This is a genomic window from Paenibacillus sp. JNUCC 34 (genome assembly GCF_058269055.1).
Window position 1 is genome coordinate 5,500,912 of the sequence record NZ_CM177770.1, and the last position, 23,600, is coordinate 5,524,511.

Sequence of the window (23,600 nt, forward strand, 5' to 3'; positions counted from 1 at the left end):
CCCGGAAACCAGCACTATACAAGGGCATATGCACCCCTATTGCGTAATATCCCGCTGTTTCTGCTTACGCTCGGCGGTTGTTGATACTGAATTTCTTTCAAAATATCTCTCGTTGAATAAAAAAACACTGATGTACTATTGATAATTGAGGTACTGTGTTGTACGATGCATAGGTACTGTGTTGTACGATGTATATGCAGGAGGTAGCTGTGAAAGGCGGAATAGATATGACGAATATATGAAAAACAAACCAGTTAACAGAGTATTTTAAAGAAAAGAATTAAATTGTGGGATGCGAAAAAAAGAGGAATTTACCGCTTGTTAGGAAAGAATGGCGTTGGTAAAACAACAATTATGATGATGATTACAAACTTACAATATTAATAGAGAAGAGGAATGCCTTATGAAAATACGTAGTCAAATTACATTTGCAAGTCTGGCCCTTTTAATAACTGGAAGTTCCCTGCTATACGCATCGCCAGCCTCAATTGTAAAAGCAGAGCCCACTCAAAATGTCTCTAGTTCGTTACAACCAGTCACTCTACGAGATCATAATTCCGTCAAGCAAGCAATGCGGGATACATTGCAACTTGGATTCCCGGGGATACTTGCTAAAAGTTCTGAGGGTGGAAAAACGTGGGGTTATGCCACTGGAGTAGCGAATCTGAGCACCCAGAAACCAATGGAAACAGATTTTCGCTTTCGCATTGGCAGCGTGACGAAGACGTTCACCGCAACGGTTATACTTCAATTAGCTGGAGAGAACCGCTTGAATCTAGACGACTCCATCGAAAAATGGTTGCCTGGTGTCATTCAGGGAAACGGATATAATGGTAAACAAATTACTATCCGGCAGATATTGAACCATACAAGTGGTATCGCTGAATACTCAAGGTCAAAAGACGCTGATTTTATGGATACAAAAAAATCGTTTACGGCTGAAGAAATAGTGAAGATGGGAATTTCCCTGCCCCCTGACTTTGCCCCAGGAAAGGGCTGGTCTTATTCAAACACAGGATACGTATTACTGGGTATTCTTATTGAAAAAGTGACCGGAAACAGCTACGCGGAAGAGATTGAAAATCGGATTATTGAACCGCTTGAATTGTCGGATACATTCCTACCTGGCAATTCAAGCGTTATTCCAGGCACCAAGCATGCTCGGGGATATTCCCAACCAGACGAAGCAAGTGAGATAAAAGACGTTACTTATTACAACCCAAGTGCGGGTAGCTCGGCTGGAGATATGATTTCTACTGCTGACGACTTAAATAAATTCTTCTCTTCCTTGCTCGGTGGCAAATTACTGAAGGAAGAGCAACTAAAAAAAATGCTTACTACAGTACCTACAGGAAGAGCAGGAATCGATGGATATGGTCTTGGAATCTTTGAAACTAAGCTTCCAAACGGTGTCTCGATATGGGGACACACAGGTGGTATTCTAGGGTTTTCTACGATTGCTGGAGGTACATTTGGAGGCAAACATACGTTGGTCGTCAGTTTGAACAGTTTGGGTAGAGATAACAGTCCTAATCCTTTTAAAAATATTTTACTTGCTGAATTTAGTAAGTAGGTAAAAAGGAAAAACGGAAAATACGGATAAATTTTGTCATAGTTTTTATAGTTGAAAATATACCTTTTTCTGGTTCACAAGCCCCAACTTACTTTTAAAAATAAATTTGGGGCTTTTTGGAATTACAACAGCAACTTTTTAAGCCTTGCCCCTCTCAAAACGCGCTTAGAAAAGGGGTTTTTGTACCTCTATTGCGTAACATTGACTGCTGTTTCTGTTTGCGTTCGGCGGTTGTTGGTACTGAATTTACTGTTGATTAACACAGTACTGTGTTGTACGATATATATGCAGGAGGTACAATACATGAATGTAGAAGATTGGAAATCACAAATTAAGCGAGGAACACTCGATTTTTGTATTCTATTGCTAATAAAGCAACGACCACATTATGGGTATGAAATCATAAGTAAGTTAGAGCAGTATCCTATTGTTGCTGCAAAAGAAAATACAATTTATCCACTGCTTAGAAGATTATTGAAAGAAGAATATATTTCTTCATCTTGGCAAGAAAGTACAGAGGGCTTGCCACCGAGAAAATATTATACCCTTACAGAAAAAGGAAACGAATACTTAAACGCGATGTCCTTAGAATGGGATAATTTATTAACAGCTATATCAGAAATTAAAGGAGAGTTAAATTATGGATAGAATTATGAATGACTATCTTGTAAAAATTGAAAAGTATTTGAAATCTATGTCCGATTCCGAGCGTATCGACATTGTAAAAGAAATCAAAAGCGTAATGCTTGAATTTCAAAATAATGGTTTTTCTTCTGAGCAAATCACCGAACGGTTAGGAAACCCAAAAGAATTAGCGAAAGCATACTTAGGTGAAGCCATTTCAAAGAACAATAAATTTAGTTGGAGTAAATTCGGCGCAATATTTGCATTTTGTAGCAGCTTTGCAGGCGTCAGTGGTATGTTACTTTTGCCATTCATCAGTACTCTTTCCATTGCTTTAATGATTGGTGGAATTATTACGCCGATAGGCGGAATTATTAAATTTGTCGGATATCTTATGGGATATGATATTGCCGGAATAACAATCGAAATAGGAACATTTACACCAAGCCCAATGCAGTTCTTGCCCATTTCTATTGTGATTGGTGTGTTAATGTTTTGGCTCGGGAAAACTTTATGGAAGCTTACAATTAAATATATACGCGCAATTAGTCCGAAAAAGAAAACAGTGTAATAATATCAAGAACGGGGCGCGGCGGTCATTCATCGACCAACCGGACATTCCTATCGAAATCCGGATCATTGAGCTAACGGGAAACGATAGCTTAAACATACCAAGGAGCAGTTTGCTGGCCGACATTGATATACAATGGCCCAAAGTAGCAATGATGGTTTTTGATAATCCGATCTTAGAAAACAAAAAACTTCAACAACACTTAAATAAATACCAGATATTCCAGCCATTTTATCTGCACTTATATCCTCTAGAACAAAATTCATATATCCCAAAAAAACCTCGGTATAACCAAAAGACACCTCGTTCATCTCCATAACTAGGTTAGGAGACAACGGGGTGTCTTTTCGACGGTTATATGGTTAATCCCTTATTCTTGATACTCATCCATAAACGGTTTGTTGACATAGTGGTACATAAACGCCATAAACACGCACCCTCCGATCATATTGCCGATGGTTACAGGTACAAGGTTATACCATACACCTGACATCGATATCGTATCGGGATGCTCCACCACCAACGCAATCGCAAATGTGCACATGTTAGCGATACTGTGCTCGTAGCCAGAAATAAAGAAGCAGAATACAAACAACATCATGGCAAACAGCTTAGCCCCATCCCCTTTCAATCCCATCGGAATGAAGAAGGCTAGACAGACTAACCAGTTACACAAAATCGCCCGGAAGAACAGCTCTGTCACCGGGGCATTCATCTTCTTATCCACAACACCAAGTAGGAATTCGTTGACGGACGGTTCCGCAAACAGGCCTGTCAGATAAATCAACAGAGCGAATGCAGCGGCCCCGATAATGTTACCAATGTAACTTGTCCCCCATAGCTTAAGCACCTGCAGCCATTTCAGTTTTTTCCGAAGAGCCGCATACGAATAATAAAAGGTGTTACCTGTAAACAGGTCACCGCCTCCGTAGGAAATCAGAATAATGGCTGCACCGAAGGTGAGAGCGGCCATCGGGTATGTCATCGGTGAATGATCATTATAAAAAAAACTTCCTGTCTTGAAGGCCACGATGACACCAAATCCGATAAACATACTGGCCAGCGCCGATCGTGCTAGGTAACGCAGCCTGCTTTGCTTGAATATTTTCATCTTCTTCAGAGCGAGTTTCTCCACCTGGAGCAGAGATTGAACTTCCATGAATACACTTCCTTTGCCAGCAGATCATAATATGATTTATAATGGGTGCATTTTCATAGATTACATGTTTTACCCTCTGATGGGAAGAGCAATATTATATTTGACACAAAAATCGATTGCACCAACCAAAATGAATAACAAAAAAAGGCGCGAACCGCGGATGAGCATCCGCTTGTTCACGCCTTTTATATGAAACAGTCATTGGTTACCGGATTTAGAGAAATCCTTACTTGTTATCGTTATCGCCTTCACTGTTCTCTAGCTTACTCTCATGCTCCAGTTGATATTTCTCCCTCATCAGCTTATGCATGATGAACTTCTCCTGGACATTCAAGCCTTCCTGATTCTCTTGAATAATCATGTTGTCAATGTTGCGTTTCAGTACCTCGTTTTGCGTATTCAATACGGTTCACTCCTTTGGAATTTATGCGCTTCCCGCAAATTCTATATGGCCCTGAGTCAAAGATGGGAACATATATAACTAACCAAAATTTTTAACGGATAACGGTTAGGCATTGCGGAAGTTCGTACATTTTCGAAAAGATACCGACCGTACCAATCGCTTTCTCTGGTTCTTAGCCGCTACTTCCGATCGATCAGGATCCCCTTGCTAAGGGATTTTTGCTTCTTATTCGTATTGACGAGCAAGGGCAGCATTTTCGTTTCCTTGACCATAGGAGATTGACACAGCAGACAAACCGGCTCTGTCTCAAATGCGAAATCATCCCGAATCCAACCCTTACAATCATCCTTCGTACATGACCATACTTCGGTCATTTCCTCCGGTATGCTTTCCATAGCGTTTTTACGCGAATACATGAACACTCCTCCTTGTCCTCGTCGCAGAATATAAAACAAAACTGCCCTTAATGTCACACATTAAGGGCAGCCAGCCTTTTGGTCTTACAGTTTTACAACGTTTTCAGCTTGTGGTCCACGGTTTCCTTCAACGATGTTGAATTCTACGCGTTGTCCTTCGTCCAATGTTTTGAAGCCATCGCCTTGGATCGCGCTGAAGTGAACGAATACATCGTTTCCGCCTTCAACTTCGATAAAACCGAAGCCTTTTTCTGCATTAAACCATTTAACAGTTCCTGTTTGCATGAGGTGTACCTCCTTGAAGATTATTTACATGACCTTTTTTTACTTCGTAGACGAATAAAAAAATTCACATATTGTACAGGGTTACCCTGAAAATACAACCCTCTACAATATGTGAATTCAGGTCGATTTCGATATTCCTATATTATCACATTTAGAGTACGTTGGCAAATGTTGAAATTATGTTTTTTAAGAATTTTTTTTGGAAGAAATCTTTATTATTATACTATGCAAAAAGCGAGAAAAATATAACAAACCTTCGAAAATTATCCGAAGGTCTGTCATACACCATATGGTGTCCGTCTGTTATTCCTGCAGTTCGAGAATCGTCTCTCGCCAGCGTTTAAGCACATCAGCGGGATCTTTCAATGTAATGGTCACACCAGAGTTAATGTCCGCATATTTGGCAGTATCCTCCCGCACCGCGACGACCTTCGCAGCAAAACGTTCACGCGGATAACGGGCATGGGGAAGCTCTGATAAACGAGACAGCCTGAGCCGTACGTAATGGGCAACACCGTCATGAATGGCAACAAGCGTGGCCTGTCCGCTACGGACGATGTTCCCAGCCGTAATCGTACCCGGCCATAGCGCCAGCCGAAGACTTTTTGTATCCAAAGCAATAACTTCCCCAACACTGACCATTGCGGTATGAGGCCACTCATCTTCGGTTACCGTCAGAAGCATCATGGCCACATGCTGCTTGCCCTCCAGATTCCCCCCGTTCAAGAGCTCGTACAATGAAGAAGATATCTCGTTCTGTTCACCCATCCAGCATCTCCCTTTCTTCGTATGGTTAAGCGTTCGCCAATTCAATACCGAATACTCCAGGGCCCGCCGTAGCGAGCATCGTTGGCAAGCCTTCTTATCCCCGACCTTTAATAGAATAGTCTCTATTATTATAGTCACAGACACCATATGCAACTTATTTTTTCACGGCAAAAGGTTATGGAACAAGCTACGTCAACCATACCAGTGTTAAAAGGGCCTGGCACCCGATTTGATCATGCTTGCGCCTTTAGAACAGCCATATTCAGCTTAGCCGTTAAGGGGGGATTACCATTGATTGAATTCACCGGTGTTCAAAAATACTTCGGCCGGTTCCATGTGCTGCAAGACATTAACCTGACGATCCAGCATGGCGAAGTTGTTGTTATTATTGGTCCTTCGGGTTCCGGCAAGAGTACCCTGCTTCGATGTATTAATCGGCTAGAGCAGATTACCGAGGGTAGCTTGGTCGTGAACGGAATATCTCTTCATGACAAAAAGATCGACATCAACCGCTTTCGCCGTGAAATCGGCATGGTCTTTCAGCATTTCAACCTGTATCCGCACATGAAGGTGATTGACAACATTGTTTTGGCACCGGTGAAGGTTCTCGGAATGACAAAGGAAAAAGCGACGGAGACGGCCATGTCGTATTTGAAAAGAGTCGGCATTGCCGACAAAGCGGACAGCTATCCGTCCCAGTTGTCTGGAGGCCAGCAGCAGCGAGTAGCGATTGCTAGAGGACTCGCGATGAACCCTAAAATCATGCTGTTTGACGAGCCGACCTCAGCCCTCGATCCTGAAATGATCGGTGAGGTGCTTGACGTTATGCGTTCTCTGGCACATCAAGGAATGACGATGATTATCGTCACGCATGAAATGGGCTTTGCACGCGAGGTAGCGGACCGCGTCATCTTTATGGATGAAGGCAGAATTGTGGAAGACACCGCATCCGGCTCCTTCTTCGACAACCCCGAAGAAGAACGGGCACGGGCATTTCTCAGCCGGTTGATTCACCACTAACACACATGATTTTTGAAAGGGGACATGAAGAATGAGTATATACAAAAGGCGAGGTATACGGTGGGCGGCCGCCATTCTGTCACTGCTCGTGGCACTGGCTGTTTCGGGATGCGGAGAAAAGGCGCCCGATTCACTGGACGCGATTAAGAAACGGGGCAAGGTGATCGCAGGCGTCAAATATGACACCAAGCTGTTCGGTTTACAGGATCCCGCGACCGGAAAAGTAGAAGGTTTTGATATTGATATTGCCAAAGCATTAGCCAAAAAAGTACTCGGGGACGAAACCAAGGTCGAGCTCAAGGAAGTGACGTCCAAAACTCGAATCCCTTTACTCCAAAACGGTGACATTGATCTTATTATCGCCACGATGACCATAAATGAGGAACGAAAAAAGCAGGTTGACTTCAGTGACGTATATTTCGAAGCCGGGCAATCACTGCTTGTGAAGAAAGGAAGCCCGATTCAAGGACTAGAGAGCTTGACGAAGGACTCCAAGGTACTCGCTGTTAAAGGGTCCACCTCGGCGAAAAACATCCGCGAGAAAGCCCCGGATGCTACCGTTCTGGAATTCGAGAACTATCAGGATGCCTTTACTGCGCTTAAGGCCGGCCAAGGTGATGCGCTCACCACAGATAATTCCATCCTGCTTGGCATGCAGCAGCAGGACTCCAATTATGTGCTTGTGGGAGGCAACTTTACCGATGAACCGTATGGCATTGCGATCCGGAAGGGAGATACTGAGTTCGTAAACACCGTCAATGAGCTGCTCAAGGAAATGAAGGACAGCGGTGAATATGACAAGTTATACGAGCAATGGATGGGTATAAAGCCTGAATAATTTTTAGCACAGGCGAATCCATGTGGTCGACCGACGTCATGCGACGCGGCACCGCGATCTGGGAGCTTCCCACACGTTGAGCAAAAATTTCATTTTAGAAAGCGGGGGCCTAGGCGCTCCCGTGGTCATCCTTCCTACTCGAAATAGACGGAAAGGAGGTCACCTAAGCCTTGAGTCGTTTATGGGATATTAATGTGTTGTTCAATCATTGGGACCGGTTCATTGAAGGCTTCGGAAATACGATCTGGATCAGCTTAATGGCACTTGTCGGCAGCCTTGTGCTTGGTACAATTATGGCCGTCATGCGAATTTCACCAATACGGTTGCTTAATATTGTTGGAACCGCCTATGTGGAGTTTATACGCAACATACCGCTGCTCATCGTGGTTTTCTTTTTCTATCTCGGTTTTCCTTCTCTTGGTATTCCACTGGACGGCTTCATCTCCGGGACGCTGGGATTGACCGTCTATACATCCTCTTTTATAGCTGAAGCCATCCGTGCAGGTATTCAAGCTGTTCCTGCTGGACAATCGGAAGCCGCCCGTTCATCCGGGCTGAGTTACCTCCAAAACATGCACCATATCGTACTTCCTCAAGCGATCAAAATCGTCCTCCCAGCCATTGGCAACCAACTCATCAATTTGGTGAAAAACTCATCCATATTGAGTGTAGTTGCAGGTCTCGATCTTATGTACTATGCCGATCTTATCAATTCCGACACCTTCCTCCCAATCACGGTTTATATCATTGTCGCCCTATTCTATCTCGTACTTACCGTGCCTCTCAGCTTTGCTGTTCATTATTTGGAACGCCGATTTGCCAGAAGCTCCTAGGTTTCGTTAATACCGTCTGCAACCCAAGAAACCTACTATCAAATCATCGGCCTACATTTAAAAAGGAGGCAACAAGCAAATGGATTTTATCGGTGCATATTCCTGGCCCAACCTGCGTTATCTTCTGCATGGGTTTCTGATTACGCTGCAGGTTGCCGGCTTGTCTATTGTGTTCAGCTTCGTGATCGGAACCTTGCTTGGCACTGTAAGATATACCCGTGCACCTATCATTTCCCGCCTCACCGCGTTTGTTGTAGACATCATTCGTAACCTTCCGCTCCTGTTAATCATCTTCTTCATCGGAATTGTTCTGCCACAAACGGGTATAAAAATTCCCGTGTTCTGGTCTGCAGTGATCGGTCTTAGTGTCTTTGAGGGGGCCATGGTCGCAGAAATTGTCCGCAGTGGTCTGGTGTCTGTCGATAAGGGACAGATTGAAGCTGCCAGGTCTTCTGGTCTAAGTTATTTTCAGACACTGCGGCACGTCGTGATGCCTCTTGCCTTGCGTCGTATGTCTCCTCCACTGGTGAGCCAATTTATCTCTCTGCTGAAGGATTCGTCCCTTGCAGTCATCATCTCCTTACCGGAATTGATGCATAATGTGCAAATTCTGAGCGGATCAAACTTTAGGTACGTCATCCCGGCGCTTCTTCTGGCTTCCGTGTTGTATTTCACTGTTAATTACTTGCTGTCCATTGCCGCAAGACGCTTGGAGGCCAGACAACCATAGAGCGTAAGTAAATTATATAGATTATTCTCAGACCCTATATTACAATGAATATATCAGTGGTCATTTTTTACAATAATTAACAATTTATTTCCGTTAACCGAGCGGTGAGGGTGGTGATCTAACAATGAGCGAGGTCCAGTGGAAGGATGACCGTCGGAGCGTGTGGAACCGCAAAATCATGAATTTTTATTGGGCTATCGTCCTTATTTCACTGCTTGCGGATTTTGTGGCCTTGTTCATTACGACGCGCTATCAGGTGTTCGATCTGAGCGATATCCTCGTCCTTAATATGATGATCCCCTTCGTGATTCAGCTTGTGATTATGGGAAGCAGTGAATTTATTATCCGATGGTTGAAAAGGGAGAGCCCCTACCTCATTATTTTGACCGGCACCGCCCTCTCAACCGTCCTGATTATCTGTAACGAAACGGTGGACGGAATCAAATATTTACTCTTGCTTCCCATGATCATATCTCTGTTCTTCGATAAGCAGCGGAAACTAGTCTTTGCTCTGGTTGCCAATGCTTTAGTAATCACTGCATTCTATGCATTTAGTCCAGTGCTTCTTAAATTAGATGATATTTACGGGCTTATCTCTTATATATTTGTTATGCTGGGGGCCTTTGTTATTCTATACGGGCTTCTGAATCGTGGAAAAGAAATTAACAGACATTTAAGCAAATCCATGAAGTCAGAACAGGATTTGCTCATTCGGACGGTGATCATGGACCGACAGACCAAGTATGACGCCCTGACGGATATGTATAATCATAAGACGTTTCATGAATATTTGGATAATCTGATTGTCCAAAGCGATAAATATGAGATGCCGCTGCAATTGGCCATTATCGACATCGACAATTTCAAACATGTAAACGATACGTTCGGACATACCGTAGGTGATGTGATCCTTGGGCGCGTGTCCCGGGTCATAAAGCAGGCGATTCTGTCTCCAGACGATATTACAGCAAGATTTGGCGGTGAGGAATTCGCCGTGATTTTTGCGGACAAGACCCCACAGCAAGCGTTCGATACGATCGAACGCATCCGGACACAGATTGAGAAACTAAGCCATCATGAGATGAACGGCAAGACCATCACCGTCAGCATCGGTCTCGCGTCTTACCGCTACGGTTCAGGCAAGGCGGCTATTTTCTCGGAAGCCGATTCCATGTTATATGTAGCCAAACGCAGCGGCAAAAACCAGACAATCACACAATTGCAACATACAGCTGTATAACCCGCAAGTCGATCCTTAAGTCGTAGGAGGACATCCTTGCGGGTTTTTAATTGCATACTGAGGAGGTAAACTCATGACTAATCGTTTAATGTCACGTATCGAAGATATTCAAAAGAACAATTCATTCTCCGGAGCGATCCTTGTTAAACATAAGAATGATGTTCTTGCCCACGCCGGCTATGGTTATGCCAATCGGGCAGAACAATTAAACAATCATACAGGTACACGTTTCGGTATCGCATCCGGATGCAAAATTTTCACAGCTACTGCCATTTGTCAGCTTGTAGAAGAAGGTAAACTTTCTTTGGATACCAAGCTGAGTGAATGCCTTGACGTAGAGTTTCCTCACTTCAACGAGAACATCACGATACATCACCTTCTGACGCACACATCCGGTGTACCTGACTATTTTGATGAAGAGTTAATGGATGACTTTGAGGAATTATGGATTGAGAGGCCTATGTACCATATGCGCCGATTGCATGACTTCCTGCCTCTGTTTCAAGATGGGCATATGAAGTTTGCGCCGGGTGAACGGTTTCACTACAACAACGCAGGGTTCATCCTGCTTGGATTAATCATCGAGAACGTCAGCGGTTTGAAGTTTAAGGACTATGTACAATCACATATTTTTGATAAGGCAGGAATGGCGGATTCCGGTTATTTCGCGCTCGATGCCCTTCCAGGAAATACGGCAACGGGCTACATTGATCTTGAAGACGGTACATGGAAAACAAATATGTATTCGCTACCGGTACAAGGTGGTTCCGACGGCGGGGCTTTTGTTACAGCGGAAGATATGCTCCGATTCTGGGACGTGCTTATGAACCGCAAGCTATTAGGTGAAACACTTACTACAAAAATGCTTACACCTCATGCCGAAAGCGAAGACGGTGACTTCTACGGTTACGGCGTATGGATTGGAAAGAAAGACGAAAGTGTGTTTAAGTATCATGTGATGGGCTATGACCCTGGAGTGTGCTTTCATTCGGCTTACTATCCTGCTTCAGACATCCAACTTGCGGTATGCGCCAATATCTCTACGGGTGCCTTCAATATGATGATGGAAATTGAAAATGAACTGTCAATGCTATGGAAAAGCTAAACGTTCTATCTATTGATTCGGATAAGTTTTCTTCAGGAAATCTACGGACTGGTTAATCAACGCTTTTAAAACTTCCGTATCAATATCCGCAACCTTGTTGATGTACACGCACGCTTTTCCAGCTGTATGCTTTCCGAAATCCTTCAACAAAGCCTCACGCTCTGTATTACCGGTTGCGAAGTATAAGCTGATTTTAGCCTTACGGGGTGAAAAACCGACCAACGGCGCATCGCCTTCGTGACCGGATTCATATTTATAATGATAGGCACCAAATCCAATAATGGTAGGCCCCCACATCTTCGCCTCATGACCTGTTGCTTCCGTAAAAATATCCAGCAATTTGTACGCGTCCTCACGTTTTTTGGGGTTATCGACATTTTCAATAAACTCAAGAACACTGTTGTCTGTTTGCTTCGTTTTTAATTCGTACATGATATTAACCTCTTCTCTTCATTTCGTTGAAAGTATTTCAGCTCGTCATAAAAACATATATTCACATCAAACACCTTAGCTATACCCAATTTTCATTACGTATTCCTATCCGTAACAGATGGAATCCCCGGCGTGACGGGTTCAATCCCTTCAAACAAAAATGAAATATCATTCAAATATTGTCTAATGTACGCTTGGGCGTAAGGTTGTTCATGAATCAGACTGGACGTCTCCCTCGGATCTGAGGAATGGTGGCAGTAGTTCTCAATCATAACCATGACAAAGAAACATTCCAGATGCCGGACATAGCCGCTTTCAAGTCTCCTTATACTCTCATAGCCTTGGATATACTTCCTGCGAAGCTTCGGATTAAGCTCTAATAACGCACCTGCTATATCGTACAAAAAATATCCGTATCCACACATTCCAAAATCAATCAGTGCAGGCAGTTCTTCGCTGAACACGATATTCCCCGAGTGCAAATCACCGTGAATGAGGCCGTAGTTATCATCGTTTGAATTCATGGCAGAAAGATCCGATTGTATTTTCTCAGCCGCCGCTTGATATAAATCCCATCCCTCACTTGATAAAAAACGGGAATAATACCGATCCAGCCTTCCCATCTTTATTCTGAAACTGTCAACATCCCATACAGGCCGGACAAAGTCAGCCGGAGGGTTGAAGTGTATAGCAGCTTGATGAAGTTTTCCCGCCAACAACCCCATTTGAAAAGCGTGACCATCCGTTGTCTGCTCCTTCAGATGCTCTCCCTCAACCCAGTGCATCATTGTGACATATGGGCGCTGGTATCCCTCATCAGTGTTCACTTCCAACACATAAGAGCCATCACGGCTAGCCACTCCAACAGGCACACTCAGATCCTCCAACTTGTTCAATGCTTGAAGAAATACAAGCTCTGAACGAATTTCCTCTTTGCTCATCCGATCCGAATGAATCCGCAGCAAATATGCCCCCGTGGGACTTGCCTCTATTTTATACGTAATCGTGTCCGATAGGCCAATAAATTGAATCTTTTCCCATGCCACGTCATACTGCTGAAGTGCCGTCAAAGCGACTTTCCCCGCCCGAATTAACAAATCTCTTCGGTGATCATCCGTATCATATTGAAAAAATGGTTTCATCTATTCTCCTCCTAAGGAAGTTTACCTGCTACCATTGTGAGGTCATTGTATTCCGAAAAATATATAGCAAACGATTAAAAAAATGTTTTACACAAAAATGCCACGTCAGAATAGATTCCAACGTGACCTTTGAACACTATTTTTTGGAATACACGATTTTCTTAATGCTGTCGATGGACAGGCAAAATTGATCCGACAATTGATTCATGGTAACTCCGCAAGAAAACTGCTGGCGGATCTTATCGTTTCTATGATTCAGATATGTTCTGCTTCCTGTATTTTCGCCCCACTTCTTGCGTAATCCTTTCGGCTTAGGGACGTATACGATACCGCCGCCGTGAACATATTTCTGAATTTCCTTCAGCAATTCTGCAGGAAATATTTCATCTGCATTGATATACTTCATTCTAGACTCTGCTCCTTATGAAAATAGTTGATTTTCAAGGCAGCAAAGTTTGCAAAATAAATCAAAATCACCCGATGTGAATTCAGCGGTCATATCTAATCAGCCCCATACAAACAACCGCCGTTGTTTATATTGCAAACCTGCATGGAGCAAATCTTAAACTTTCCCATAACGATCCTCCTTTGTAGAATCATATCTCAATTATATAATACAGACAGGGTTTGTAACCTTCTGGAACATCCGTCCATTGTCATTGTTCATACGTTAATCTTCCTTTCCCTGTGATTAGCCAGCCACTGTGACAACGTTGTCCGAGCTCTATGGAGACGTGTCTTAACAGTGCTTTCATTCAAATCGAGTATTTCTGCAATCTGGCGTAAAGGCAAATCATGAAAATAGTGCAAAATAACGATTGTTCGTGACACTTCATCCAATCTATACACGGCTTCGCGTAGGTCTATGTTCAAATCTGTGTTCGGTGTGGAGCTTTGTATTTCCTCATGGCCGAACAGGGATACCACATTACTGCGTTTGCGGAGAATCGTATTGCATTCGTTAATGAGGATGCGGAACAGCCATGTTTTGAAGAAGGATGGGTTTCTTAAACTGGCAAGTGATTTGTAAGCTTTTAATACGGCTTCTTGCATAGCATCTGCACAATCCTCGTCTTGCCTAACGATTGCCTTTGCGATGTTGTACATTTGTACTTCAAGTGGTTTAATGAGATTAATGAACGCTTTATGATTCCCTTCCTTGGCACGTTCAACCTCGAACTCTTGCTGTAATTCCAAAAAATAACTTCCCTTCATAACTTTAATGATCGATATTATGTAGTCTAAGTGAATTACTCTGGAGGTTTCGTGCATGAATCAAATACCACCGATTACGGATGCAGAACTGGAAATCATGCGCGTCTTATGGACAAATCCGGATCCCATCTAGTGAGATCGTAAAGCAAATGACAGATCAAATGGGTTGGCTCTCCATTTTGGTAAAAGTGTTGCTGATAATGCCTGGGGTATGTTCACGTCTGTTCCAAAATAAATAAAACAAGCAGCCTGTCACTTTGGATATGACAGGCTGTTTTGCGTTTAATCGATTCGGTTATTCTAAAATATTATTCCTTTACCGCTGCTTTCAGAATTTCAATTTTTTGTTCCTTAGGCATATCTGTGGTAGCTGAAATACTGTATTCGAATTTGTCGGTGTGCCAAAAAACATATTTTGGATAGATATGCGCCGGGAAGTCATCTTCAAAGAAACCTTTCTTCTTGCTTCCCTCTGAATCCAATGTATATTTAGAAATGGCTAGCGTGTCTTTCCCGTTCGTATACTCAAGACGGATGGTTGCCGCCTCTTTCCAATCTATCTTTTTCACGTAGATCGGTTTTCCGCTCTTTTTACCTTCGGCTCTTACTTCATCAATGAACTTTCCTTCTGTTGGACCTTCAATTCTCGCTTTGGAGAATTTATATCCCTCTGGGAGATTTGAAGGGTGCTCCAAGATGGATCCCTCCAAAGTAGAAGCTTTTTTCAAGTAGTCCTCGTATGAGTTGTAATGATCTATCCCTCCCCAATAGCTTAAATCAAGTCCGCTGTTCAAGTCTTTATATTTATGATACAAGACATACATATCACCCGACTCTTGGGTTAGCTCCTTAACTCGATTGATCTCACTTTCGATAAACTTTTTTTCCTCTGCAGGCATAGCTTTGGCTGCTTCCGCTGCTTTTTTAACAGCTTTTTCGTGTTCTTTCTTGTAGCTCTCAAGATTCTCCGAAGAAGCCATGATTTCCTTAGGAAGGCTATAATTCAGCTGATTATTCACAGCGGATTTTGAATCCTGTTCCAATTGAACGGAAGCCGCTTGTGGAGCGCTCTTTTCATCGCTTTCCTTAGCGTTAACCAGCGTCACGCTGCCAAGCGCCAGAATCATCGTCATCCCCAAAATGGACAGGCGATAAGATTTTTTGTTAAAGTGTTTGATCATTGTAAGTCTCCTTTTCATTTGTTTATGCGTGGCGGACAGGCCGGCAAGCCCCGGCTGATGATGGTTTCCTGAAAAATGTTCCAGCACATGGATGATCGTTTGCCCGTATACATTGTTTTGATGCGGGCTCATCCGATCCAGCACGCATGCATCGCAGGCCATCTCTTGATCCTGCCTTGCTTTATGTACGGCAAGCCATAATAATGGATTAAACCAGTGGAGAATCAGGATGATGTGTATCATCCAGTTCACCGCCACATCCCTGCGCCGTATATGGGCGAACTCATGTGCCAAAATATACTGAATTTGTTCCTTTTTCAACGTGACAAGCAAATTAGGGGAAATAACAACCGCAGGTTTATAAAAACCGACCACGGCAGGTCCGGGAATGCTCTCCGACGCCACAAAACGCACTTTACGCTTCACGCCCAATAGCTGCTTCGTCTCATGAAACAATGCCGATAAAAGAGGCGTTTCAATAGAGCGGCCTGCGCGTAGGGCTTGTTTCAATCGAAGGTGGTCGTATATCGTTTTCGCTGCAAGAAACAGCACACCCGCAAGCCAAACCGACATCAGTATACTGGTGAAGCCCATTTGCTTAAACCCGCTCCACCAGAAGTGCGTTTCCTGCGTGTTTCCTGATTCACGAGGCGCAAGCGGCGCTTCCCCCGTTTCCCTTATAAGGCTGTTTCTCTCTACTATGTGCTCTACATGAGCTGCTGTTTCGCTCTCGGCCCCTGATCCTTTCCATAAATTATGCCAGAACGACGAACCTTGAGTTTGCTGATGAATACCGGGTACTATGCCCTCAAGAGAAAAAACATTATACAGGCTAAGCGAAGATTCCGGTGCCCAAGGAAGCAGCAAGCGGATTACTACAGGAACCCAAAGCAAATACTTCCATCTGGCTTCGAGCTTGTTTTTCATTAAAAATTGCAGAATGAGGACAAGGACAATCAGGATACCGGCCATGATTGATCCACGGATTATCCATTCAAAAAAAGATAATAAACTTGCATGCAATGAAGAACTCATCACTTATCTCTCTTTTCCGGTTTACCGTAGCTGCCGTTTTCGTCAAATAGAGCCTTCAGATCTTCGATTTCCTGCGCATTCAGCTTTTTATCCTCTAAGAAATTGGCCAGCATCGGCTTTAATGCCCCGCCATACAGCTTTTTCATAAAGGATTTGGTTTCGGATCGCAGGTATTCCTGCTCGCTGATGAGAGGATAAAACAGTTGGGTACGCTTCGAGTTCGTTTCCAGCTTCGCCCCCGCCGCTTCCTTCTGCACCAATCGGCTGAGGAGCGTCCGGGTCGTATTCGGGCTCCAACCCATTTGATCCGTCATTTGCTTTACGACCTCACTAGATGGGCAATCCGGATTTGTCCATAAGACGCGCATGATTTCCAGTTCTGCATCCGTAATCGATGGTATTTGATTCATGCATGAAACCTCCAAAGTCAATTCACTTAGACTACATATGTAGTTACAATATATGCTACATTTGTAGTTTGGTAATGTCAACATGTTTTGGTAGAGAAAAATATCTCGTTTTGTTACATGCAAAAATGTTTCACACCGCCTGTTGGAACGATGATCTACAAAAGAACCCTATTTAGCTCAAAATATTATTTTTTTACCGCTGCTTTCAGAATTTCAATTTTTTGTTCCTTAGGCATATCTGTGGTGGTTGAAATACTGTATTCGAATTTGTCGGTGTGCCAAAAAACATATTTTGGATAGACATTCGCCGGGAAGTCATCTTCAAAGAAACCTTTCTTCTTGCTTCCCTCTGAATCCAATGTATTTTTAGAAATGGTCAGCGTGTCTTTCCCGTTCGTATACTCAAGACGGATGGTTGCCGCCTCTTTCCAATCTATCTTTTTTACGTAGATGGGTTTTCCACTTTTTTTACCTTCGGCTCTCACTTCATCAATGAACTTTCCTTTTGTTGGACCTTCAATTCTCGCTTTGGAAAACTTATATCCCTTTGGCAGGTTGGGGGGCTGAACCAAGATGAAGCCTTCCAAGGTAGAGGCCTTTTTCAAGTAGTCCTCGTATGTTTTGTAGTGTTTGATCCCTCCCCAAAAGCTTATATCGAATCCGTTATTCAATTCCTTGTATTTATGATACAAGACAAACACATCATCCGATTTTTCAGCCTGCTCTTTAACCCTATTCATCTCATTTTCGATAAACTTTTTGTCCTTTGCTGGTATAGCCTTGGTTGATTTGGCTTCTTTTTTCACAGCGGTTTTTGGGGCCGCCGTCTGGGAGGATGCCGCCTCCGCCGCGAGGTTTACGGAAGAACCCAGTAATAAAATGCTGCTTAGTGTTGCGATTGCTACTTTTGTTGCTGCTTTCATTCTGTAATACTCCTCTCCTATAAGTTATAATTTGATAAAACTACAGCTGTAGTTACTAGTTAATACTACAATTGTAGTTCCGTAATGTCAACATGGTTTGTGAAGAAAAAAATTTTCGCTTTTGTTACATGCAAAAATGACCCGCATGATGAATTTATGCAGATGTTCAAAAAGGGGTATACGGACGATAAGGTTTCCGTTAGTGGTTGTACAAGGCACAGACATCCGAATATGGTGTTTGAGGTCGCTCAAAAGCCTAGCTTTCAGCTAGGCTTTTTGTGGGCAATTATTTTTGTCATCGCATGCTGGTGAGGAATACCGGATGAATTGCAGTCGAATATTACTTCGGAGCTGTCTTGGATCAACCAGTCATGATAATGCGTAAGCAATTCTCCGGAAATCCACTTATACGCATTTGGTTCGTTTTCAGGTGGTGGGGCTATAAACGGTTTATTCACAAAAACATTAAATACATGGATACCGTTCGGATTCGTAAATTGTTTGTAGTTGCTGAAAATCTCATCCCGGTAATCCGGCTTGATGTAGTGCAAAACACCGCTAGAGTAGATAATGTCAAAGCTGGAACCCAATCGGTGATCTAAAATATCGGCTTTAAAAACATGAATAGGTACTCCGATCTTGTCAGCAAGCCGCTTCGTCTTCTCAATACCCGCATCAGATACGTCAAATGCAGTTACATCATATCCATTTCTAGCAAAAAACACGGCATCTTTCCCTTCACCGCAGCCAATGTCCAGCAGTCTCAGATGTCTTGTTGGCGGCATGAGTTCAAGCACCTGGTAGCATGTTCGTGACGGCTCCAGTCCCCAATAGTATTCAGGTGTGATCCCGAGAATCTGTGCAAGCCCCTCCTGTGTTAATCCTTTTTCTTTACGATAAATATTAATGTTTTTAGCCAGTTTTTCTTTCATTCGTTATCACCCCTATAGCTCAAGTTTATTAATGATATAAGGCCTGCACAATAACTTCACAATTGATTTTGGCTGGGATTCAACCCAGAGTTGAATTCAGAGCATAAAAAAAGAGTAGTACAAAGCATTATCCATACTTTGTACTACTCTTTTTATCAAATTTTAGTTAGTTTCATTTAAAAATAACGGCATCCAGCGAGTATGCTCCTGCACCCATCAAGGCGACAGCCAGAGCAACAGCTATAATAAGAAGGTTAAACTCATATCCATTTGCTGTTGCCCAGTACCCGTTCTTGCCGTGCACTTTGGCGATAGCTCCAAGCATGGCAAGGATAATCAGCGCAGCACCAAGGATGGTCAGAAATCCGGATGCAAACAGCAATCCGCCGACAAACTCCATCAGGCCAGCCAGCAGAGCCATTGTGACACCAGGCTTAATGCCAATCGACTCCATCCAGCCGCCGGTTCCTTTTGGACCATAACCGCCGAACCAACCGAACAATTTCTGTGCACCGTGCGCGATGAACGACAAACCGAGCACCAGACGAAGAATAAGTAATCCTAATTCCATATTCATTATTAATTCCTCCATTAAATTTTGAGTTTAGTTTGTTCACCAAAAAAATCTCGATGTTAAGATATATGTCCAAAAACAGCTTCGATTTCTGATCGATTATGAGCTATTAACGAGCTATTCTGCGCTACAACTTATTCATCTTGAAACTTACCCCTTTCAATTGACTTACTTTTATAAAGTTAATAACCTTGATATTAAGATACTTTATTATTATTCGTCTGTCAACCCTAATATGCCTATTATTTCAGAGCTAAAAAAACATCCGCTGAATTCAGCGGATGTAAGTAAAGCTCCATGTATTTTCCCTGTAAACCATATATCTATTTCACGGTAAACCCTGCTGGGGTTAACACTCGCTGCGGAGACTCATAATACCCCTTCACTCCAATACCGAGCTGACCAAACTTGTTGTTATACCCGTGCACCCACAGTTTCCCTCCACGAATCCAGTACATATTACGATCAGCCGTTTCAACAAAGGATACATTCTGATACAATTTTCCACTCTTTGTTACAACTGCCGTATATCCGAAAAAGAGCATCTCATTGTTCTTTGTTATAAGCAGACCCCCATTCTTGCTCAGTGACATCGACTGCACATTTAGATTTTTGCCTACCGAGGTTAATTCTCTTTCGGTAATCTGGATGGGCTTATCTGTAATTTTCAACGGGTTATACATTTGCGACAGCACACGATGACTCAACTGTCTTGCAGTATTATCCCCCCATGCCCACAGTTCATCTTTCCGGTCTCTAGCGACCAGATAATCTCCATTTGCTTGTGCAGATGCCACATCCACAATATTTTTAAATCCAGGCATAACCTTGGCCTGCGTCTTTCCACGAATAATGCTGTTTTTCCAATACCACAGCGTACCGTCCTTTTTCACGGCATACCCACGAAAGCCTCCCATGGATACCGCTTTCACATCACTAATTTCGATTTTACGATAATGATTATGCACATATTGCTCGGCCCCGCTATTATTCCAGGCAACGCCACCCAACTGATACACATTTCCGTTCTTAGTTAAAACTGCAACAGACCGCTCATACACCTGAATGTCGGCGATAGGCTCAGGCACGAGATCTATAAGCGTAGGAGTCCCGGTTACTTTTTTAATTCCGAGCCAGTTAAGATCGCCCCATCCGTACAATTCCCCCTTCTTGTTCAGAAGCAGGGAAAAGTTTTGTCCAGCCTCTAGCTTATTTACATCTTTAAAGACACCCAAGGAAACAGGCGATAAAATTTCTGCCGCAGACCCTTCCTTGATCTGATTTTTCCGGTTATCTCCCCAACCATACACCGCTCCATTTTTGCTTAAAGCTAATACATGTGATTCACTAGCCGCGACGCTGACAGGGGAAGGCACCTTGATTACACTAGGCTCGTAGGGAATCGCCATACTTGAACTTACGCCTAGCTGGCCTGAATTGTTAGCGCCCCAACTCATCAGAGCACCATCATTCCTAATGCCTAAATAGTGATCTGAGTCGGAAGTGATGGCTGCCATATCATTTAGATCTGAGTATGCCTTACTGCTTAGTGATGACGACCCTGTATCCCATGAATAGAAACGACCATTGTTTTTTAATACAACGGGGCTATCCTTAAAAATCCCAACCACACCATCGGCTATCTTCCCTGGAATTTGTACAAACACTTTATCCGTATCTATGTATGACCAGAACTCAAAGGATTCACTAATGAAAGTCGGGCGTCCGTTCAGAAGGCTTATCTCTTTCATGGCTGGAAGATCCTTAAGCTTCTGCGGAGTCACGGTGTCCACTCTTTCATGAAAATAACTTTCTGATCCATCTTTGTTTTTCTTGGTGATATTCCCCTGTTGTTTGGAGCTTAAAATAATACTCATGTCTCCCCATGCCCAAACAGCACCGGATTTATCAAGTGCCATGTAGTTGTTTCCATAGAGGTTGTGGTAGCCAATATGTATTTGTTCTATATTGCTCAGCTGCTTCACTGTCGTCAGTTTTACACTAGGCTCAACTATCTTTCCTGTACCTGTGGAGGCTGAGGTTTTGCTTATTTCCCATTTATAGACCGTACCATTCTTGTTCAGAATCAGACCATTTCCATCTGAATCCACGGCGATCTGCGTCGCACCCTTCATTTCGGTAACTTTTATAGGAGTTTCTGATTGCTCATAAATCCCCCATACCCACACGATCCCTTGTTCTGTCAACGTTGCGGCAGCAGCACCGTTGGCCGTAATTTGCTTCACATTCTTTATCGATTCTACTTTCTTAGGAAGGCGCCATTGGGTTGCTTTGCTCGTATATTTCTCACCGGTCAATTCCGGTGGAACATTCCCCCACGCCCACAATGAGCCCTTTCCATCGACAGCATAGGAGGTTCTGTCTCCTGCAACAAATTTATTCTTGTTCTTTATCGTTTGCTGCCATAGAGGCTCCGAATTTCTCGATACAGCCGGTGCCTCTTCTTCCAAGTCAGAGTCATCTTTATATGACTCATACCAATCCGGCTTATCATACAGATCAGATCTGTCACGGACAGGGATTGGAAACGTTGTTGTATATCCGGACTCTTTTCCATGAGCGTTCATTAATGTAATCCCAATTTCTTTATTTATGACCTTGTTTCTGTCTACCGGTGGGGTAACTAAAGAAAAGTATCCCTTCTTATTCACAAGTGCAGATGTTTCGGAAAGGGTGGTGTTCACATATTTCAAACCGTTTCCTTCTTTGACGAATTCACCTGTTGAAATAATAATCTTAACCTGTTCACCGATAACATCCGGAGCCAGCCCTTGAACATTTAGAGAATCATCGTCATTCTGCTTAACATCAAACGTATAGATGGCCTCTTCAGCATGGACTTTCGCTAGGCTGCTTCCATCCAGCATAAAACTCAATAGAAACACAAATACCATTGCCATCTTCAATATTGCAGCCTTGCTCCTCAAAAAGATCACTCCTGTTCGACAACTCTTTGTTATATGAATTAATTATTGTATCGGTTTAATGCATGTCTTACTTTATAGTTCAGGGCATGAAAAAAATCTATCGACGTATCTCTAAGAGGACAGACCGCGCTTAGCGGTAGTTTTTCTTGCGAGATAAAGATGTAGTTACTCCAAAGCTTATACTTTCTTATCTCTTAACAAAAAAGCGCACAGACTTTGTCTGCACGCTGGCTAATAATTATGAATCGCTCTAGTTCACTTACAGTTCTGGCTATGCCCGCTTGATAACAGGGATATAAATCTCCATCACCGCACCGGTCTCTTCATGACAACGCTCATCATAGAACTCAAACTCCACTTTACCAGCAGCGTATTCATAGCCTGAACGAGGAAACCAATCCTCAAAAATATACTTCCACGTTCCGGCAACGGTCTTCACAAATTCCCCATCCGCGTAATCCGCAGACGGTGTCGTAAACACCGCATAGGTTGCCTCCGGCACTACTCCTTGGAAGAGCCCTTCTTCCTCAGGGGGCAGCTCATCTCCCTTCACTGCGGCTACATAGGTAAATCTTCCGGTATCCATATCAACAGGAAAACACACAAAGTACTCACCGTGTTCCTTTGGCTGAACCATCTCATACAGCTTGGCTTCAAGCCCGGTAATGTCAAAATGGTTCCAAAATGCCGGGATTTCACGGTCTTTGCGGTTGCTCTCATATGTTGTTTCAAGCGCATAACCGATAATACTGAACGCAGGCTTGCTAATGATTTTCGGCTCCAATATGATGCCTCCTGACAATTGCAGTTTTTTATATAGGGTTAGATCAACCTTACCCGGAATTTGTCCACTGGAATGTTTGCGATACTGCTCAGGGGAGCAGTCATATACTTTCCGAAACGCTTTGCTGAACCCTGCATGTGTCTCAAATCCATACTCCATGGCAATATCAATCACACGCTTTCTTCGGGCCAATTCAGCCGCTGCATGAGCAAGACGTCTTCTTCTGACATATTCCATAACGGGTAGACCAACATACGCGGCAAACAGCCTGTAGAAATGGTATGGTGAAAAACCTGCGATATCCGCCAAATCATCCACCGTGATTTTATCTTGAAGGTGTTCCTCTATATAATCGATGCTCTTCTGAAAACACTCCATGTAGCTCACGAGCACGCCTCCCCCCGATCGGTAACTGTTATTGTATCATCACCCGATATCACTGGCTGTTCTAAATTTGTC

Annotated in this window: 25 protein-coding genes and 1 pseudogene; 10 read left to right on the forward strand and 16 right to left on the reverse strand. The window is 43.3% G+C overall.

The window, feature by feature from the left end; translation table 11 throughout:
• The first annotated feature begins 403 nt into the window (after positions 1–403).
• The 3 genes from AC2TF5_RS25470 (at position 404) to AC2TF5_RS25480 (ending at position 2,768) form a co-directional block, all read left to right on the forward strand.
• Positions 404–1,573 (forward strand): serine hydrolase domain-containing protein, encoded by a 1,170-nt coding sequence (locus tag AC2TF5_RS25470; protein ID WP_491299869.1) that lies wholly within the window; start codon positions 404–406, stop codon positions 1,571–1,573.
• 303 nt (positions 1,574–1,876) lie between these two features.
• Complete coding sequence (locus tag AC2TF5_RS25475) at positions 1,877–2,221, forward strand: PadR family transcriptional regulator (protein WP_491299870.1); 345 nt, start codon at positions 1,877–1,879, stop codon at positions 2,219–2,221.
• Complete coding sequence (locus AC2TF5_RS25480; protein WP_491299871.1) at positions 2,214–2,768, forward strand: HAAS signaling domain-containing protein; 555 nt, start codon at positions 2,214–2,216, stop codon at positions 2,766–2,768. Before AC2TF5_RS25475 ends, AC2TF5_RS25480 begins: the two co-directional genes overlap by 8 nt.
• A gap of 370 nt (positions 2,769–3,138) precedes the next feature.
• On the opposite strand, the gene AC2TF5_RS25485 is transcribed toward AC2TF5_RS25480, so the two are convergent.
• The 5 genes from AC2TF5_RS25485 to AC2TF5_RS25505 all read right to left on the reverse strand — a co-directional run bounded on the left by AC2TF5_RS25485 (position 3,139) and on the right by AC2TF5_RS25505 (position 5,799).
• Positions 3,139–3,927 (reverse strand): formate/nitrite transporter family protein, encoded by a 789-nt coding sequence (locus tag AC2TF5_RS25485; RefSeq protein ID WP_491299872.1) that lies wholly within the window; start codon positions 3,925–3,927, stop codon positions 3,139–3,141.
• A 226-nt stretch (positions 3,928–4,153) separates the two neighbouring features.
• Positions 4,154–4,330: a hypothetical protein gene (locus AC2TF5_RS25490; protein ID WP_491299873.1), complete on the reverse strand. Its 177-nt coding sequence runs from the start codon at positions 4,328–4,330 to the stop codon at positions 4,154–4,156.
• Positions 4,331–4,509: 179 nt separating this feature from the next.
• Positions 4,510–4,746 (reverse strand): cold-shock protein, encoded by a 237-nt coding sequence (locus AC2TF5_RS25495; protein WP_208916110.1) that lies wholly within the window; start codon positions 4,744–4,746, stop codon positions 4,510–4,512.
• An 84-nt stretch (positions 4,747–4,830) separates the two neighbouring features.
• Positions 4,831–5,031, reverse strand: coding sequence for a cold-shock protein CspD (cspD, locus tag AC2TF5_RS25500; RefSeq protein WP_006207896.1), 201 nt, complete (start codon positions 5,029–5,031; stop codon positions 4,831–4,833).
• A 303-nt stretch (positions 5,032–5,334) separates the two neighbouring features.
• Positions 5,335–5,799 carry a pyridoxamine 5'-phosphate oxidase family protein gene (locus AC2TF5_RS25505; RefSeq protein WP_491299874.1) on the reverse strand — a complete coding sequence of 155 codons (465 nt, stop codon included), beginning with the start codon at positions 5,797–5,799 and terminating at the stop codon, positions 5,335–5,337.
• Positions 5,800–6,090: 291 nt separating this feature from the next.
• Here AC2TF5_RS25505 and AC2TF5_RS25510 point away from each other — a divergent pair, with 291 nt between their 5' ends.
• The 6 genes from AC2TF5_RS25510 to AC2TF5_RS25535 all read left to right on the forward strand — a co-directional run bounded on the left by AC2TF5_RS25510 (position 6,091) and on the right by AC2TF5_RS25535 (position 11,565).
• A complete protein-coding gene (locus AC2TF5_RS25510; RefSeq protein ID WP_491299875.1) occupies positions 6,091–6,819 on the forward strand; it encodes an amino acid ABC transporter ATP-binding protein in 729 nt (242 codons plus the stop codon).
• 31 nt (positions 6,820–6,850) lie between these two features.
• A complete protein-coding gene (locus AC2TF5_RS25515; RefSeq protein WP_491299876.1) occupies positions 6,851–7,657 on the forward strand; it encodes an ABC transporter substrate-binding protein in 807 nt (268 codons plus the stop codon).
• A 170-nt stretch (positions 7,658–7,827) separates the two neighbouring features.
• Positions 7,828–8,490, forward strand: a complete 663-nt coding sequence (locus AC2TF5_RS25520; protein WP_491299877.1) for an amino acid ABC transporter permease — start codon at positions 7,828–7,830, stop codon at positions 8,488–8,490.
• Between the two features lie 79 nt (positions 8,491–8,569).
• The gene (locus AC2TF5_RS25525) at positions 8,570–9,220 is read left to right on the forward strand and encodes an amino acid ABC transporter permease (protein WP_491299878.1); all 651 of its coding nucleotides are present in this window, start codon (positions 8,570–8,572) and stop codon (positions 9,218–9,220) included.
• A 124-nt stretch (positions 9,221–9,344) separates the two neighbouring features.
• Positions 9,345–10,460, forward strand: coding sequence for a GGDEF domain-containing protein (locus AC2TF5_RS25530; RefSeq protein WP_491299879.1), 1,116 nt, complete (start codon positions 9,345–9,347; stop codon positions 10,458–10,460).
• Positions 10,461–10,533: 73 nt separating this feature from the next.
• A complete protein-coding gene (locus AC2TF5_RS25535) occupies positions 10,534–11,565 on the forward strand; it encodes a serine hydrolase domain-containing protein (protein WP_491299880.1) in 1,032 nt (343 codons plus the stop codon).
• 9 nt (positions 11,566–11,574) lie between these two features.
• On the opposite strand, the gene AC2TF5_RS25540 is transcribed toward AC2TF5_RS25535, so the two are convergent.
• From AC2TF5_RS25540 to AC2TF5_RS25555, 4 genes are all read right to left on the reverse strand, one after another.
• Positions 11,575–11,997, reverse strand: coding sequence for a DUF1801 domain-containing protein (locus AC2TF5_RS25540; RefSeq protein ID WP_491299881.1), 423 nt, complete (start codon positions 11,995–11,997; stop codon positions 11,575–11,577).
• Between the two features lie 95 nt (positions 11,998–12,092).
• A complete protein-coding gene (locus tag AC2TF5_RS25545) occupies positions 12,093–13,139 on the reverse strand; it encodes a phosphotransferase enzyme family protein (RefSeq protein WP_491299882.1) in 1,047 nt (348 codons plus the stop codon).
• Between the two features lie 136 nt (positions 13,140–13,275).
• On the reverse strand, positions 13,276–13,545 hold the full coding sequence (locus AC2TF5_RS25550; protein WP_491299883.1) for a CD3324 family protein: 270 nt from the start codon (positions 13,543–13,545) through the stop codon (positions 13,276–13,278).
• 257 nt (positions 13,546–13,802) lie between these two features.
• A complete protein-coding gene (locus AC2TF5_RS25555) occupies positions 13,803–14,336 on the reverse strand; it encodes a sigma-70 family RNA polymerase sigma factor (protein ID WP_491299884.1) in 534 nt (177 codons plus the stop codon).
• A 73-nt stretch (positions 14,337–14,409) separates the two neighbouring features.
• Between AC2TF5_RS25555 and AC2TF5_RS25560 the strand changes: the two are divergent.
• Positions 14,410–14,590, forward strand: a pseudogene (locus AC2TF5_RS25560) (BlaI/MecI/CopY family transcriptional regulator); the annotation flags it as partial.
• 72 nt (positions 14,591–14,662) lie between these two features.
• Here AC2TF5_RS25560 and AC2TF5_RS25565 read toward each other — a convergent pair.
• The 7 genes from AC2TF5_RS25565 to AC2TF5_RS25595 form a co-directional block, all read right to left on the reverse strand.
• Complete coding sequence (locus AC2TF5_RS25565; RefSeq protein ID WP_491299885.1) at positions 14,663–16,570, reverse strand: M56 family metallopeptidase; 1,908 nt, start codon at positions 16,568–16,570, stop codon at positions 14,663–14,665.
• Entirely contained in the window at positions 16,570–16,980 is a 411-nt protein-coding gene (locus AC2TF5_RS25570) for a BlaI/MecI/CopY family transcriptional regulator (protein WP_491299886.1), read from the reverse strand. The genes AC2TF5_RS25565 and AC2TF5_RS25570 overlap by 1 nt, the downstream gene beginning before the upstream one ends.
• A gap of 185 nt (positions 16,981–17,165) precedes the next feature.
• On the reverse strand, positions 17,166–17,786 hold the full coding sequence (locus AC2TF5_RS25575; protein WP_491299887.1) for a hypothetical protein: 621 nt from the start codon (positions 17,784–17,786) through the stop codon (positions 17,166–17,168).
• Positions 17,787–18,166: 380 nt separating this feature from the next.
• Positions 18,167–18,835 carry a methyltransferase domain-containing protein gene (locus tag AC2TF5_RS25580; RefSeq protein WP_491299888.1) on the reverse strand — a complete coding sequence of 223 codons (669 nt, stop codon included), beginning with the start codon at positions 18,833–18,835 and terminating at the stop codon, positions 18,167–18,169.
• Positions 18,836–19,007: 172 nt separating this feature from the next.
• A complete protein-coding gene (locus AC2TF5_RS25585; protein ID WP_491299889.1) occupies positions 19,008–19,412 on the reverse strand; it encodes a DoxX family protein in 405 nt (134 codons plus the stop codon).
• 320 nt (positions 19,413–19,732) lie between these two features.
• Positions 19,733–22,357, reverse strand: a complete 2,625-nt coding sequence (locus AC2TF5_RS25590) for an RCC1 domain-containing protein (RefSeq protein WP_491299890.1) — start codon at positions 22,355–22,357, stop codon at positions 19,733–19,735.
• A 271-nt stretch (positions 22,358–22,628) separates the two neighbouring features.
• Positions 22,629–23,519, reverse strand: coding sequence for an AraC family transcriptional regulator (locus tag AC2TF5_RS25595; RefSeq protein WP_491302999.1), 891 nt, complete (start codon positions 23,517–23,519; stop codon positions 22,629–22,631).
• Between the last annotated feature and the right edge of the window lie 81 nt (positions 23,520–23,600).

Bases quoted from the DNA above. Each gene is read 5' to 3' on its own strand.
- AC2TF5_RS25470 (WP_491299869.1), top strand. From the start codon at position 404: ATGAAAATACGTAGTCAAATTACATTTGCAAGTCTGGCCCTTTTAATA.
- AC2TF5_RS25475 (WP_491299870.1), top strand. From the start codon at position 1,877: ATGAATGTAGAAGATTGGAAATCACAAATTAAGCGAGGAACACTCGAT.
- AC2TF5_RS25480 (WP_491299871.1), top strand. From the start codon at position 2,214: ATGGATAGAATTATGAATGACTATCTTGTAAAAATTGAAAAGTATTTG.
- AC2TF5_RS25485 (WP_491299872.1), bottom strand. From the start codon at position 3,927: ATGGAAGTTCAATCTCTGCTCCAGGTGGAGAAACTCGCTCTGAAGAAG.
- AC2TF5_RS25495 (WP_208916110.1), bottom strand. From the start codon at position 4,746: ATGTATTCGCGTAAAAACGCTATGGAAAGCATACCGGAGGAAATGACC.
- cspD (WP_006207896.1), bottom strand. From the start codon at position 5,031: ATGCAAACAGGAACTGTTAAATGGTTTAATGCAGAAAAAGGCTTCGGT.
- AC2TF5_RS25505 (WP_491299874.1), bottom strand. From the start codon at position 5,799: ATGGGTGAACAGAACGAGATATCTTCTTCATTGTACGAGCTCTTGAAC.
- AC2TF5_RS25515 (WP_491299876.1), top strand. From the start codon at position 6,851: ATGAGTATATACAAAAGGCGAGGTATACGGTGGGCGGCCGCCATTCTG.
- AC2TF5_RS25525 (WP_491299878.1), top strand. From the start codon at position 8,570: ATGGATTTTATCGGTGCATATTCCTGGCCCAACCTGCGTTATCTTCTG.
- AC2TF5_RS25530 (WP_491299879.1), top strand. From the start codon at position 9,345: ATGAGCGAGGTCCAGTGGAAGGATGACCGTCGGAGCGTGTGGAACCGC.
- AC2TF5_RS25535 (WP_491299880.1), top strand. From the start codon at position 10,534: ATGACTAATCGTTTAATGTCACGTATCGAAGATATTCAAAAGAACAAT.
- AC2TF5_RS25540 (WP_491299881.1), bottom strand. From the start codon at position 11,997: ATGTACGAATTAAAAACGAAGCAAACAGACAACAGTGTTCTTGAGTTT.
- AC2TF5_RS25545 (WP_491299882.1), bottom strand. From the start codon at position 13,139: ATGAAACCATTTTTTCAATATGATACGGATGATCACCGAAGAGATTTG.
- AC2TF5_RS25550 (WP_491299883.1), bottom strand. From the start codon at position 13,545: ATGAAGTATATCAATGCAGATGAAATATTTCCTGCAGAATTGCTGAAG.
- AC2TF5_RS25565 (WP_491299885.1), bottom strand. From the start codon at position 16,570: ATGAGTTCTTCATTGCATGCAAGTTTATTATCTTTTTTTGAATGGATA.
- AC2TF5_RS25570 (WP_491299886.1), bottom strand. From the start codon at position 16,980: ATGAATCAAATACCATCGATTACGGATGCAGAACTGGAAATCATGCGC.
- AC2TF5_RS25580 (WP_491299888.1), bottom strand. From the start codon at position 18,835: ATGAAAGAAAAACTGGCTAAAAACATTAATATTTATCGTAAAGAAAAA.
- AC2TF5_RS25585 (WP_491299889.1), bottom strand. From the start codon at position 19,412: ATGAATATGGAATTAGGATTACTTATTCTTCGTCTGGTGCTCGGTTTG.
- AC2TF5_RS25595 (WP_491302999.1), bottom strand. From the start codon at position 23,519: ATGGAGTGTTTTCAGAAGAGCATCGATTATATAGAGGAACACCTTCAA.